Origin of the sequence: Qipengyuania mesophila (assembly GCF_019711655.1) — a bacterium.
Lineage (GTDB): Bacteria > Pseudomonadota > Alphaproteobacteria > Sphingomonadales > Sphingomonadaceae > Qipengyuania > Qipengyuania mesophila.
In genome coordinates this window covers 330,719-343,909 of the sequence record NZ_JAIGNU010000001.1, presented here as the reverse complement: position 1 = coordinate 343,909, position 13,191 = coordinate 330,719, and the positions used below count along the sequence as shown (strand labels likewise).

12 protein-coding genes are annotated in these 13,191 nt (G+C 64.0%); 5 read left to right on the top strand and 7 right to left on the bottom strand.

Translation table 11 applies throughout. From position 1 onward, the window contains the following. Positions 1–2: 2 nt before the first annotated feature. From K3181_RS01690 to K3181_RS01680, 3 genes are read right to left on the bottom strand one after another with little or no spacing between them, the layout of a single operon-like run. The gene (locus K3181_RS01690; RefSeq protein ID WP_221600206.1) at positions 3–611 is read right to left on the bottom strand and encodes a DUF305 domain-containing protein; all 609 of its coding nucleotides are present in this window, start codon (positions 609–611) and stop codon (positions 3–5) included. 56 nt (positions 612–667) lie between these two features. Continuing rightward, positions 668–2,197 (bottom strand): Ppx/GppA phosphatase family protein, encoded by a 1,530-nt coding sequence (locus tag K3181_RS01685; protein ID WP_345725432.1) that lies wholly within the window; start codon positions 2,195–2,197, stop codon positions 668–670. Further along, positions 2,194–4,359, bottom strand: a complete 2,166-nt coding sequence (locus K3181_RS01680) for an RNA degradosome polyphosphate kinase (RefSeq protein ID WP_221600204.1) — start codon at positions 4,357–4,359, stop codon at positions 2,194–2,196. Before K3181_RS01680 ends, K3181_RS01685 begins: the two co-directional genes overlap by 4 nt. A gap of 167 nt (positions 4,360–4,526) precedes the next feature. Here K3181_RS01680 and K3181_RS01675 point away from each other — a divergent pair, with 167 nt between their 5' ends. Both K3181_RS01675 and K3181_RS01670 read left to right on the top strand, forming a co-directional pair. Further along, positions 4,527–6,509 carry a S9 family peptidase gene (locus K3181_RS01675; RefSeq protein ID WP_221600202.1) on the top strand — a complete coding sequence of 661 codons (1,983 nt, stop codon included), beginning with the start codon at positions 4,527–4,529 and terminating at the stop codon, positions 6,507–6,509. Between the two features lie 85 nt (positions 6,510–6,594). Continuing rightward, positions 6,595–7,392: a LysR family transcriptional regulator gene (locus tag K3181_RS01670; protein ID WP_221600200.1), complete on the top strand. Its 798-nt coding sequence runs from the start codon at positions 6,595–6,597 to the stop codon at positions 7,390–7,392. Between the two features lie 28 nt (positions 7,393–7,420). Here the strand turns inward: K3181_RS01670 and K3181_RS01665 are convergent, their stop codons facing one another. From K3181_RS01665 to K3181_RS01650, 4 genes are all read right to left on the bottom strand, one after another. After that, positions 7,421–8,065 carry a GNAT family N-acetyltransferase gene (locus K3181_RS01665; protein ID WP_247714828.1) on the bottom strand — a complete coding sequence of 215 codons (645 nt, stop codon included), beginning with the start codon at positions 8,063–8,065 and terminating at the stop codon, positions 7,421–7,423. A 121-nt stretch (positions 8,066–8,186) separates the two neighbouring features. Next, entirely contained in the window at positions 8,187–8,981 is a 795-nt protein-coding gene (locus K3181_RS01660; RefSeq protein WP_221600199.1) for a hypothetical protein, read from the bottom strand. A 182-nt stretch (positions 8,982–9,163) separates the two neighbouring features. Beyond that, positions 9,164–10,036 carry a hypothetical protein gene (locus K3181_RS01655; RefSeq protein ID WP_221600197.1) on the bottom strand — a complete coding sequence of 291 codons (873 nt, stop codon included), beginning with the start codon at positions 10,034–10,036 and terminating at the stop codon, positions 9,164–9,166. A 45-nt stretch (positions 10,037–10,081) separates the two neighbouring features. Then, positions 10,082–11,140: a DUF262 domain-containing protein gene (locus tag K3181_RS01650; RefSeq protein WP_221600195.1), complete on the bottom strand. Its 1,059-nt coding sequence runs from the start codon at positions 11,138–11,140 to the stop codon at positions 10,082–10,084. Between the two features lie 491 nt (positions 11,141–11,631). Here K3181_RS01650 and K3181_RS01645 point away from each other — a divergent pair, with 491 nt between their 5' ends. The 3 genes from K3181_RS01645 to rpsL all read left to right on the top strand — a co-directional run bounded on the left by K3181_RS01645 (position 11,632) and on the right by rpsL (position 13,123). Then, positions 11,632–11,895, top strand: a complete 264-nt coding sequence (locus K3181_RS01645; protein WP_221600194.1) for a cold-shock protein — start codon at positions 11,632–11,634, stop codon at positions 11,893–11,895. A gap of 86 nt (positions 11,896–11,981) precedes the next feature. Next, the gene (locus K3181_RS01640; protein WP_221600192.1) at positions 11,982–12,401 is read left to right on the top strand and encodes a hypothetical protein; all 420 of its coding nucleotides are present in this window, start codon (positions 11,982–11,984) and stop codon (positions 12,399–12,401) included. A 350-nt stretch (positions 12,402–12,751) separates the two neighbouring features. Then, the gene (gene rpsL / locus K3181_RS01635) at positions 12,752–13,123 is read left to right on the top strand and encodes a 30S ribosomal protein S12 (RefSeq protein ID WP_006831873.1); all 372 of its coding nucleotides are present in this window, start codon (positions 12,752–12,754) and stop codon (positions 13,121–13,123) included. Positions 13,124–13,191 lie beyond the last annotated feature (68 nt).

Sequence of the window (13,191 nt, the reverse complement as noted above, 5' to 3'; positions counted from 1 at the left end):
CGTCAGCGCATCGGGGCGAGGTCGGATTCGCCCTCGGCGGTGATGTCCCGACCGATGGCTTCCTTCGCCTTCGCTTCGAGGTCAGGCGTCAGCTTGGTCGAACGCCCCGCGATGGTTTCGCCCGAACCCATTTCGCCATTGGCCTCGATATCGGCGAGCAGCAGTTTCATCTCGGCGATTTCCTTGATCTGCGCCTTGATGATGTCGTCGGCCAGCTTGCGCACGCGCGGGTCGCTGATCTGCGCGCGCTTGCTGGTCAGCACGGCGATCGAATGGTGCGGGATCATCGCCTTCATCCACGCTTCGTCGTCCACCGTCTGCTGGCTGCGCACGAGCCACAGGAACAGGCCGCCGAAGGCGAATGCGGCGGCGAACACCAGCAGCTTTGTGGTGCGCGACCGGTACATGCCCCACATGAAGCCGAGCATGACCACGATCATCGCGCAGCCCATCATCAGCGCCATCCACATGCGCGTCTGGCTGAAGAAGTCGTGATCGATCGCCCAGCTGTTGAAATAGGTCAGGACGAACATGGTCACGACCGAGGTCGCGATCATGGCGAAGAAAGTGGTCCATTTGCCGTGTCCACCACGGCTGTGCGCGCTATCCATCGAAATTCCCCTGTGTTTTCCCGACCAACGGAATACGCAAGGGGTCGGTTCCGGGGCTAGAGCTCCTCGTCCTCACCCACGCCCGAGAAGTTGAAGCTGCCGATCTTGATCTTGGGCTTGAGGTCGAGCCAGCCGGCGAGGATTTCGAAATCGAGCGTCGCGGGATAGTTCGCCAGCGCGGCGCGGCTCTCGTCGAGCCGCAGGACGAGGCTCTTTTTCTTACGCCGCAGCGCGCTGGTGCTGAGCGAGACCTTGCTGCCGCCGCCCAGCCTCCGCGCGAGGCGGAAGCCGAGGCCCCAGGTCATGCCTTCGCGCAGGTCGTCGTCGCTGGCGAGCTCGCGCAGCTTTTCGGGCAGTTCGGTGCGACCGAGGCTGCCGAACAGCGCGGCGCAGATCATTGCCCGCCCGCGCGCGTCGAGATCGATCCAGCGCTTGCCCAGCGACCATTCCACCGCATGGCTGTCGCGCAGATTGGGCTCGACGCGGTGGAGCGCGCCCGACAGCTGCGCCGCCGCGAGCCGAAGCCGCTCGTTCACCTTTCCGTCGCCATCGGCGAGGTCGACCGTCCAGGCGGCGAGCAAAGTCGCCTCGGTGATCGATGCATCGCGCGGCGCGGCATAGGCGGTGACCCCCGCGAGCAGCGGATCGGCCTGCATCTGCGCCGGTTCGAGCCGCGCATAGAGCAGGCCTTCGCGGATGCCCCATGAGGAAAAAATCAGCTCGTCGGGCTCGATCTCGTCGAGCAGCGGCTGCAGCAGCGCGGCGGCATCGGGCAGGTAATGCGCGCGCATCGGCGTGATACCGCTGATCTGCATCAGTTTTTCGGGCTTGGCGCCGACCAGTTCCTTGGCCAGCCGCCGCGCATCGTCGGGCAGCAGGGTGAAGCCGTGCGGATCGGTCAGCGGATAGTCGAAATAGCGCATCGCATAGGAGGCGAGCGCGCGCCAGGTGCCGCCGATCATGTACATCGGGCCGGGGTGCGCCGAGGCCCAGCCGACCGATGCGAGCTGGTCGTGAACTGCGGCGGTGAAGGCCTCGGCCCCGGCGGCGCGCAAAGCGGGCAGGCGCAGCGTACCGAGCCTCAGGCTCGAGGCCTCGTGACACTTGTTGTCGGCGATCGAGACCAGTTCGAGGCTGCCCCCGCCGAGGTCGGCAACCACGCCTCGCGCGCCGGGGAAGGCGCCCAAAGCACCCATAGCCGAGGCGCAGGCTTCCTCCTCGCCCGACAGCAGCCGCGGCTCGAGGCCCAGCTCGGCCACGCGATCGAGGAATTCGGCGCCGTTCTCCGCGTCGCGTGCGGCGGCGGTGGCGACCGTCTGGACATCCTCGATCCCGAGGTCGCCGAGGATCAGCGCGTAGCGCGCGAGCGCGGCCATCGCCTCGTCTGACGCTTCCTCGGGAATGCGTCCGGTGTCCGACAGGTCGCGCCCGAGCCGGGCGGCGACCTTCTCGTTCCACACCACTTCGGGTGCGCGGCCGGTGCCTTCGTAGATCACCATGCGCACCGTGTTCGAACCGATGTCTATCACCGCGCGCGGGGGCTGGATCAGCCGCCGCTGCCACTTGGCCGAACGCGATTTGCTCACTTGGACGTGTCTTTCAGGGTCAGTCGCGGAACTTCGTGATCGCCCAGCGCGGCGCCGCGGCCCGAGAGCGAAGGGTTGGCCATGAAATACTGGTGACAGTTGAAGCCGCCCTCTCCCTTGCGCAGTCGATGGTACTGGCCATCGGGATCGAGCTGCCAGCTCTGTTCGGTATCGAGGATATTGGCGAGCATCACCTGGCCCAGCACCTGGTCGTGGACGGTCTTGTTCGAAATCGGGACCATCACCTCCACCCGATGCTCGAGATTGCGGCTCATGGCATCGGCGCTGGTCAGGAACACCTTGGCCTGGCGGCTGGGCAGCGCCCGGCCGTTGGCGAAGGCCCAGATACGCGAATGTTCGAGGAAGCGGCCGATCACCGATTTGACGCTGATGTTCTCGGAAATGCCCGGCAGTCCGGCGCGCAGGCTGCAGATGCCGCGCACCACCATGCGGATCTCGACCCCGGCCTGGCTCGCCTCGTAAAGCTTGTCGATCATCGCCTTGTTGGTGATCGAATTGAGCTTCACCCAGATGCCCGCGGGCTTGCCCGCCGCGGCATTCTCGATTTCCTTGTCGATCAGCGCGTAGAGCTTTTCCTGCAGCCCGATCGGAGAGACCGAGATCCGCTCGAGGTCGTCGGGCTCGATATAGCCGGTGATGAAATTGAACATCTTGGCCGCGTCGCGACCCAGCGCTGCATCGGCGGTGAAGAAGCTCAGGTCGGTGTAGATCTTGGCATTGACCGGGTGATAATTGCCCGTGCCGAAATGGCAGTAGGTGCGGTAGCCATCCTCTTCGCGGCGCACCACCAGGCTGACCTTGGCGTGGGTCTTCCAGTCGGTGAAGCCGTAGATCACCTGCACCCCGGCGCGTTCGAGCTCGCTCGCCCAGTGGATGTTGCGTTCCTCGTCGAAGCGCGCCTTCAGCTCGACAACGGCGGTCACCGCCTTGCCGTTCTGCGCCGCCTCGATCAGCGCGGCGATGACCGGCGACTGGTCGCCCGCGCGATACAGCGTCTGCTTGATCGACATCACTGCCGGATCGCGCGCCGCCTGGAAGAGGAAATCGACCACCACGTCGAAGCTTTCGAACGGGTGGTGGATGACGATGTCCTTCTCGCGGATGGCGGCAAAGCAATCGCCGTCATGCTCGAGGATGCGCTCGGGATAGCGCGGGGCGAAAGGCTCGAACTTCAAGTCAGGTCGAGCTTCGTTGCAGATCGCCGCGAGATCGGCGAGGCCGAGCATGCCGCCGGTCTTGACGATCATCGCCTCCTCGACCTCGAGCTGTTCGCGCAGCAGCGTCTCGGCCACCTCGTCGCAATCGTCGTCGAGTTCGAGCAGGACGGTGCGGCCGCGGCGGCGGCGCTGGATGGCGGTGCGGAAATAGCGCACCAGGTCCTCGGCTTCTTCCTCGACTTCGATGTCGCTGTCGCGGATGACGCGGAAGACTCCGTCGCCCAGTACCTTGAAACCGGGGAAGAGCTGGTCGGCGAAGCGCGTGACGAGCTGTTCGATCGAAACATAGATCGCCTGTTCGCCCGGGACGCGCACGAAACGCGGCGCGCCGCTGGGGATCAGCACCATCTCGATCAGGTCGGCCTGTCGCTTGCCGCGCTTGAGGCGGAAGATCAGCCCGATCCCCTTGTTGGCAACGAAGGGGAAGGGGTGGCTGGGGTCGATCGCCTGCGGGGTGATCAGCGGCAGGATGTCGCTTTCGAAATAATCGCCGAGCCATTTCTGCTGGCTCTTGGTCAGATCGTCGATCGCCGAGATCAAGATGCCTTCTTCGGCGAGCAGGGCGCGCAGCGTATCGAGGCTGTCCTGCTGGCGATCCTCCAGCGCGGAGACCTGCTCGCGGATCGCCTCGAGCTGCTGGCGCGGGCTGGTCCCGTCGATGCCCTGCGTCTCGATGCCGCGCTGGACCTGGCCTTCGAGCCCGGCGATGCGGACCATGGTGAATTCGTCGAGATTGCTTGCCGAGATCGACAGGAAGCGCAGCCGTTCGAGCAGCGGGTAGCGGGTGTTCTCGCTCTCGGCGAGCACCCGGCGGTTGAACGACAGCCAGCTCAGCTCGCGGTTGGTATAGCGATCCTGCGGCGCGACAGGCGCGTCCGGTCCGGCGTCGTTGGCCGGGATGGTGCGAGATGCTTCGGCGGTCATGCAGCTGTGCTTTGGGGCATGGTCCTCGAATATGACGGAATGGTTACAATGTGGCTCCGCTAACGGCTATAGCAAAGCATTTGTTTCGACGAGCGAATTGGCGGGATTGTTAAACGCCTGTCGGAAACGGAATTTTCCCCAGCCTAGTTCTCAGGGGGTTGCCTACCATGTCTCTATTCCGGTCGCATTGCTGCCAGGCCCTGGCCTGCGCGCTGAGTGTCGTGCTGGCTCCTGCCGGCCTTGCCGCTCAGGACGATCCGCCGCCGCAGATCGACGCCGCGGGGCGCCCGGCCAAGATACCGGTTGCGGCCTTCGCCGACTGGCTCGTGCTCGATGGGGCACGCCTTTCGGAAACCGGCCGCAGGATCGCGATCGGCGGCAATTCGGACGGCCACCAGATGATCCGCATCTACGATGCCGATACGCTGGAGCTGAAACAGGTGATCGACGGGGGCGATTCCGACGATTTCAACTGGTTCCGCTGGGCGGGCGACGACCGCCTGCTGCTGTCGGTGATGCGCCAGACCGAGAACGCCAATTACTGGGCGCGGATGTCGCGCCTGCTGGTCTACGACATGGTGACCGGGAAGATGTCCTATGCCGGCTTGAAGAAGGCTGCGGTCGATGGCGACACCGTGGTCTATGTCGATCCGGCGGGCGAGTATGTCCTGCTCAATTATCAGAACCAGGCCCGGTACGAGGCCGAGGTGTGGCGCGTCCCGCTCGATGGCACTGCGATGGAGCGATCCGAGCGCGTGGTCGACAATCAGGGCGGTGTGCAGTTCTGGTTCGCCGACAGCGATGGCGTGGTCCGGCTGGGCATGGGTCGCACCAGCCGGGGATCGGTCGTCGTGCTCTACCGTGGCGGACCGGGCGAGGAATTCGAGCGCGTCACCAAGATCGCGCGCGACGACGAGGACACGATCGAGAACTGGGATGTCATCGGGCTGCAGCCCGGCAGCGACATCGGATACACGTTGCAGCCGACCGAAGACGGGCGCGAGATCCTGCGCGAGTTCAACTATCGTACCGCAACGGCGGGGCCGGTGGTCTACGAGGATGACAAGTGGAGCGTGGAAGGCGTGCGCCTCGATGACGACGGCAAACCGGTTGCGGTCAACATCCGGGACGACCGCCTCCGCCAGGTCTGGCTCGACAAGGACATGGGCGCCGTGCAGGACAGCCTCTCGCAGGCGCTCGGCGGCCGGAGCGTGCGGATCATCTCCAATGCCGACCGGCGGCGCATGCTGGTGCTGCAGACGGGACCCGACGATCCCGGCGCGCTCTATGTCTTCACCCCGGCCGAGAAGCGGCTCGCCTTCCTCGCCAATCTGCGCCCCGACATCGATTTCCGCCTGCTTTCGCGCGGCACCGCACACGATATCGCGACGCGCGACGGGCTGGCCATGCGCAGCTACCTCACCCTGCCGCGCGGGCGCGGAAAGACCGGCCTGCCGCTCATCGTCATGCCGCATGGCGGGCCCTTCGGAATCCGGGACGATCTCGAATACAACGACTGGGTGCAGCTGTTCGCCAATCGCGGCTATGCCGTGCTGCAGCCCAATTTCCGCGGTTCGGGCGGGTTCGGCTCCGATTTCGAAGAGGCCGGCGATGGCGAGATCGGCCGCAAGATGCAGGACGATCTCGACGATGCGACGCGCTGGGCGGTGGCGCAGGGCTATGCCGATCCCGCCCGGGTCTGCGTGGTCGGGGCGAGCTATGGTGGCTATGCCGCGCTGTGGGCGGTGATCCGCAATCCCGAACTCTATCGCTGCGCGGCGAGCTGGGCGGGGGTGACCGACTGGGACGCGATACTGCTTTACGATTCGGAAGCGCTGACGCGACGCGCCTATACCGAAAAATGGAAGCCGAAGGTGCGCGGCAAGGATTCGGGCTTCGATCTCAGCAAGGTCTCGCCCATGGCGCAACTCGGTCGGCTCACCCGCCCGGTCTTCCTCGGTCAGGGCAAGGACGACACGCGGGTGCCCTATTCGCAGTATTATCGCCTGGTCGAAAAGGCCGAGCGGATGGGCATCGAGCTCGACACGCTGATGCTCGAGGATGGCCACACGCCGGTGCGCGAAGGCAATCACGAAAAGCTGCTCGATGCGATGGTCGCCTTCCTCGAGCGGCACAATCCGCCCGACTGAGCTGGCCGCCCGCAGGAGCATTTTCGACGCGCGATGCAGGAGGCGACTTGTGCCGCAGCGCAGCATTGCCTAATTCGGCCATCCGATGAAGCGTACCCACCTGCCTCTCAACGCCCTGCGCGTTTACGATGCCGCCGCGCGGCATCTCTCGTTCACCCGCGCCGCCGACGAGCTGGCGGTGACTCCCGCCGCGGTCGGCCAGCAGATCCGCGCGCTCGAGGACCATCTCGGCACGGTGCTGTTCCGCCGCACCAGCAAGGGGCTTGAGCTGACGCAGGAAGGCGCTGCCGGGCTCGACGCGCTGCGCGAGGGCTTCCTCAAGTTCGAGGAGAGCGTCTCGGCGATGCAGGCGGGGCAGGCCAGCGACAGCTACACCATCGCCTGCCCGCGCGAATTCTACGCGCAGTGGCTCGCCCCGCGGCTGGCCAAGTTCGGCGAAGCCAACCCAGAGATCAAATTCGCCTTCGTCGCCGACGAGAACGCCGATTTCACCGAGGCCAATCTCGACTGCGCGATCCGGCTGGTCGACGGCCCGGGCGAATTGCAGGGGATCGAGCTCGACGAGGCCCGCCGCGTCACCGTCGCGCGCCCGGCCGAGCATGGCGGCGCGCCCGACAAGTGGATCGACTGGGGCCTGCCGCTGCAGGACGGCATCGCCGCGCATGTCACCGTCTCCAACGCCGGCCAGGCGCTGTCCTCGGCGCTCGCCGGGCTGGGCAAGGCGATCCTGCCCGAACTGCTGGTCAAGGAAGCGCTCGACGCCGGGCTGCTCGAGGTGCTCGACGGGCCGCACACCGGCACGCGCGCCTATTGGCTGGTCGCGCCGACGCCGCAATGGCGGACCAAGAAGGTCAAGGCGCTGGTCGCCTTCCTCTCGCAGTAGAGCCGCGCCCCGGGAGCGCCGCCGCGCGCTACGCCGCCGCCGAATCGAAATGCGCGAAGATGTCGGCGAGGCCCGGCGGATCGCTCTCCTGCCGCAGCCGCGCCAGCGCGGGCGCGACCTCGAGCAGATATTCCGCCTGCGGCCCGTCCTGCGCGACATGGCGTCCGCCGAGCCGCCGGATGAAGCCGCGCGCGGCCTCGTTCTCGGCCAGCACATGCGCGCGGAAGGCCTCCATCTGCCCGTCCTCGGCCTCGAGCAGCAGCGTCGCGGCGAGCAGCCGCCCCACGCCCATGCCGTGATAATCGTCGACCACGCCGACCGAGAACTCGGCCTCGCGCTCGCCCGCATCGGGGCGCATCGCGTGGACCGCGCCCATCACCCGCTCCTCGGGATGCGACATATCGATCGCGCCCCAGGCGAGGTGGAGCACGCCGTCGACGTCGAGCAGCCGCTCGATCACCCAGTCGGGCGGGCTCGCCCCGCCGGAGAAGAAGCGGAGGTAGCGCGAGCGCGGGCTCATCCGCGCGATCCCGCCACGCAGCCGCTCCTCGTCATCGGGCCCCATGGTGCGGATGCAGATTTCGCGCCCGTCGGCGAGCCGGGTGACGATCGAGGACGGGCCGCAGCCGCCTTGCGAGCGCAGCGGTATCGGGCTCCCGGCAGTATCGGCCATTCTCGCACTCCATCGCGCAACTCGCCCCCGCGGCGCGCAACCTAGGGGCAATCGCGCCCCCGCGCCAGCATGGCCGCGCGGCATACGAACCCACGCGCACCCACCTGCGCGCGAGGGACGCCTACCAATCGATCCGCTCCTGCAGGTCCTTCAGGCTCCAGCGACTGAGCATGAACAGCCGCGTTTCGCGCTCCTCCTCCTCGGGGGTGCGGGCCGTTGCCGCCTCGGCGGCGAGCCGCGCCTGCTCCTCCTCCCACTCGGCCTCGGCGCGCTCGGCTTCCTCGAGCCGCGCCTCGCGTTCGCGCTCGCACTTGGCATCGGCCGCATCGCGCTCGCGGACATAGTCGGCCATGCGCGCGGCGAAGCCCGCTTCCAGCTCGGCGCGCACCGCTTCGTAAGCGGGCTGGCCGGGGGCGAGGGCGCCCCCGCCATAGCTCTCGGGCAGGCGGTTGCGGAGCAGGAAGCGCAGGAGGTTGTTGTCGGGCTTGTTCCACAGGCCGAGCAGCTTGCCGCCCGAGACGAGCGGTGTCGGCGTGCCGAGCATGGCGCGCTCCAGCGCGATATCCTCGAGCCGCCGCACCCCGCGCGCGAGCGCCGCGTCCCACGCCTCGGCGAAGCCCTCCGCCCCGGGCCGGTGGCGCAGCCTGTAGAGCGCCTCCAGGCTCTTCCCGATATGCCGCGCGGCGACCTTGACGATCCCCGTGGCGGCAAGCGTGGCGACGAAGCGCCGCTGGAGATCGGGCGTGATCGAATTGCGCCGCGGCTGCCGGTGGAGGAAGGGCGCGAAGGCGAGGAGCGGATCGTCCTCGTCGGGCTCGTCGGCGGTGAAGGCGACGGCGGAGGTCGCCTGCCGGGCGATCTTGCGGGAGGGGGTGGGGTGGTCGGAATTGGGCATGACCCCGGGTAGGATGCACATTCCAGCGAAGTAGGAAAATGGTTTCTAGCCGAGCTCAATCAGAGCCGTATGCGAGGCAAGGCCGACCGCCCGCCCGAGCTTATACAAGGAAACCAAGGAGCGCGGACGCGCTCCGACCAATGTTAGAGGGCCCAAGATGCGGTACTGTGAAATTGCGAAATAGTTTAAGCCAATCAGAATGGTCAATTTCTCGCGCTGAGCGGTAGAGACTGAAGATCTCTTACAACAACAACGTCAACTGTCGGTCGTTGGCGCGCAGAAACCACTCCAACCGCCTCATCATCGTGCTTTTTAAGACACCGTCCCGTCGGATCGTTCCGCTCACTCCATGCTCCGTCGAGGCGCTTATCGATATATCGAATGCGTGGTTCACTACCAGCTACCTTGGAAACGTAATCGTTGAAGTCGCTAGCGGATCTAATTGCTTTGACGATTTTCGCCATGACTAGATCGAAACAGACGCTCAAGATCGTCGCGTTTTCTATATGCTGCTGTACGTCGTAGGTTGGTACATTTGATGATGGATTGTGAGCGGAGGAGTTCCTTGTGCGGCTCATATTCTCGAAGTCGTTCCGTAGATTTGGAGTTCCACCGCCGACTACAGATGCATAAGAGCTAAGAATATTCCAAGGGCCTTCTATCGAGAACGCTTTCAAGGCCGTCGCGACATCACCCTGACCAATATTAGAACCGCGAGGGGAAAATCCGAAAGCGGTAAAGGTGGGATGCTGACTATCGAAATTAGAAAGTACTCTCAGATTTTGATCGGCGAAAACCAATTTGTCTGAGTTGGGAAGAAACCCCACTCGATTGCCCAAACCGATGATGCCATCAACTATGAGGAAGCTTTGTAATTCGTCACTGAAACTCGAAAATGGAAAGCCGACGTCAGCGAAAATATTGCAGATCTCCGCCAATCGGTCCTTGAAATATGTTTCTACCGAAGAGAACGAGCAAACGACAAGGCCATGCCTCAGAATACTAGCTCTTTTATTGTGGGCAGTGTGATTGGGAGCGAGATCCACGAGCAGTTCATGATCGGTCAACTCGCGCATGGCGCGTAGGCTTTGATAATAAAGAGACTGATCAACGGGCATGGCTCAATTCACCATTAGAGTGTGAATTGCATCGACACGGTACCTTATTCGTGCCGGAGTGTTGGTTCCTGTTCTTACGGCTTTATCAAAATCTTCGTCGTTTTCGAAAAGATAACGCGTCCCGTAGATAACCGCCGCATTGTTGTTGATTGCATTTTCAAGTTGTGCGTCGGTGGACTGATCAACTGCAATCATTTGCGCATCATACATCCCAGCTAATGCTTGATCACGCCAGCCATCTCCCTCGGGCCGCTTAAACGCGGCATCGTGCCAAACGGCCTCCACACCTTCTATAGCCCGCAAAAATCTTTGCCTGAATTCGCCCAAGGTCGCGTCACTAGCGTCTTGGTGTTCACGCATGAATCGATCCATCTCATTGACAAGGCTGCCACTGAAATCATCTAATTGCCTCGAGAGCGTGAGGAAGCGGAGCACGTATTCTGCATCGTACATCTCACGGTATGCAGACGATGATTTTGACGTGATTTTTAAGCGTTCGCGAAGAAAATCATTTTGCGCGAGCTCGTAAATCAGATCGTTCAATGGTCCGCGATATGCGACATTTCTGATTTCTTGAGCATTCAAGCGCTCCCCTCCTCGGTTCAACCGCAAAAAGACTTCATACTTAAGCGAGGGAGCAGTTTGCTTGAGGAGCGTGACAACCCGTAAAAAAGGCCTCAATCGAAAGGAATTTTGAATCTCTGAAGGGAGATCCTGAAAGTGAATTCCTTCGGCGGATCGGATCCGATCTAATTGTCGAAGCCTAAGCTGACCAGTCATGAAATCAGTGACAGCTCGCAACCTCTGCTTGCCATCGATTGCGGTAAATGTCCCATCGCGTTCTTCAGAAAGGTAGATCGGTGGGACGGGGACATTCAGGAGAAATGATTCAATGAGTGCCGATTGTTTCTCTGGCTTCCATCGCTCGCGACGCTGAAATCCCGGTTGGAGATCGATTGCGCCTTCATCAACCATTCCCGCCAAGGCACCCAAGGGTAGGTCCGAAGTTTGAATCACTAAGTCAGCTTGTGCACGGCGGAATTCTTCTAGAAGATCGGACATTTCTTATTCCCCTCTGGAAGTTTCGGCGACTAAACCTTTGACTAAGCGTCATCAAGCCTTGCCGAGAGTTGACTTCCCACATTCTTCACCTCCCTTGACCCATCCCCCCATCGCACTCTGTGCGCGCCCATCCGGTGTTGGACCCGCCTCGCGTGATTCCCTCGTCGGTCAGATAGAGCTGAACATTGCCGGTCATGTCCCGGGGCCTGGTGCGCGTTGCACTCGGCTCTCTTCTATTGCGGCGCAAGCTGGGGGCAGCCGTCAAAGTAACCCGCAGGCAGCGTCCCCGCGGGCGAAGGCTTCGCGGCCGGACGATTGTCTCCCGCGCCGCCTTGTAACCCCGCCTCCGGCACCCCATCTCCTATCCAGCTACCAGTCGCGATCGACGGTCCCGAGGGCGAGTTGCCCTCCCTTCTTTCCATTTCGCCTTCTAGCCCCGCGCACAAGCGGTCGCTGATGAGCGCCTGCGCGAAATCGAAGGACGGTCTCCCATGACACATTTCGGCACCATCGAGAGCTACGACAACGGCAAGGGCAGCGGCACGATCGCTCCCGAACAGGGCGGCGACGTGCTCCCCTTCGGCAAGGACGACCTGCAGCAGCAGGCCGGCGAACCCAGGCAGGGCCAGCGCTGGGGCTATGAAACCAGGCAGGTCGACGGCGGCACGGTCAGCGCGACCAATCTGCGCCAGCAGGAGCAGGAGCAGGTCCGCCAGCAGGGCGAGAAGGTCGCCGGCCGCCAGCAGGCCCACTAACCGGTCCCCGACCGTGATGGCCCGGCCGCGCCGCGAGGCGGCGGCCGGGCCGTTCCCGCATCCTCTCGACCCGGAAGGGGCGCACCATGGACCTCAACGAACTGCTTCACCAACACCAGGCCTCGGTCATGCGGGCGGGCATGGCGGGCGACGACGATGCGCGCGACAACCACTTCGCCAAGGTCGCCGAATATGCCGAGCGCGTGCGGCAATTGCGGGAGTTACGCCAGATGCCCGATACCAAGCCCCCGGTCGCCGCACCGGAAACCATTATCTACGGCACCTATGCCGGAGACCCCGCGCCCGCGCCCGCGGAGAAGGCGGTCGATTCCTGGGAAGGCGAGGGCGGCGCGCTCGATCCGCCCGAAGCGCCCTTGCCCGAAGGCGTCACCGTGAAGCTGGTGCGCGAGTATCACGTGGGCCCCTATGTCTACTCCGACCTCGGCCTGGCGCTGGCCGAACACATGCGCCAGCTGTCGCAGGAGCCCGACGAGCGACCGGCTTGACCGCGCACCCCCATCGCACTATGTGCGCGCCCATCCGGTGTTGGACCCACCTCGCGTGATTCCCTCGTCGGTCAGATAGAGCTGAACATTGCCGGTCGATGTCCCGGGGCCTGGTGCGCGATGCACCCGGGCTCTTTTCTATTGCAGCGATAAGCTGGGGGCAGCCGTCAAAGTAACCCGGTGGCCGTGTGGGCCGATGGGTGGAGCGTTTCAGGCTCGTGCGGTTAGCACCCCTCGCGGTGCCTGTCCTTCGACAGGCTCAGGACGAGCGGGAATTCGCTGATCCGCCGATCCGGACATTCCATCCCCGAACCCCTAGTCGCCGCCATCACACGGTGAAGAGAGAACTCATGCCGACGATCAACCAGCTGGTCCGCAAGGGCCGCGTTCCGCAGAAGGCCAAGAGCAAGGTCCCTGCAATGGAGCAGAACCCGCAGAAGCGCGGCGTTTGCACCCGCGTCTACACGACGACCCCGAAGAAGCCGAACTCGGCTCTGCGCAAGGTGGCCAAGGTTCGCCTGACCAACCAGCGCGAAGTCATCTCCTACATCCCGGGCGAAGGCCACAACCTGCAGGAACACAGCGTCGTGCTGATCCGCGGCGGCCGTGTGCGCGACCTTCCCGGCGTGCGCTACCACGTGCTCCGCGGCGTGCTCGACACCCAGGGTGTCAAGGACCGCAAGCAGAGCCGCTCGAAGTACGGCGCCAAGCGTCCGAAGTAAGGTTTGAGGCGCGGCAAGCGCCCGGATCCTGACCGATCCGCCGCCCGGCTACCCCAACGAGGTAGCAT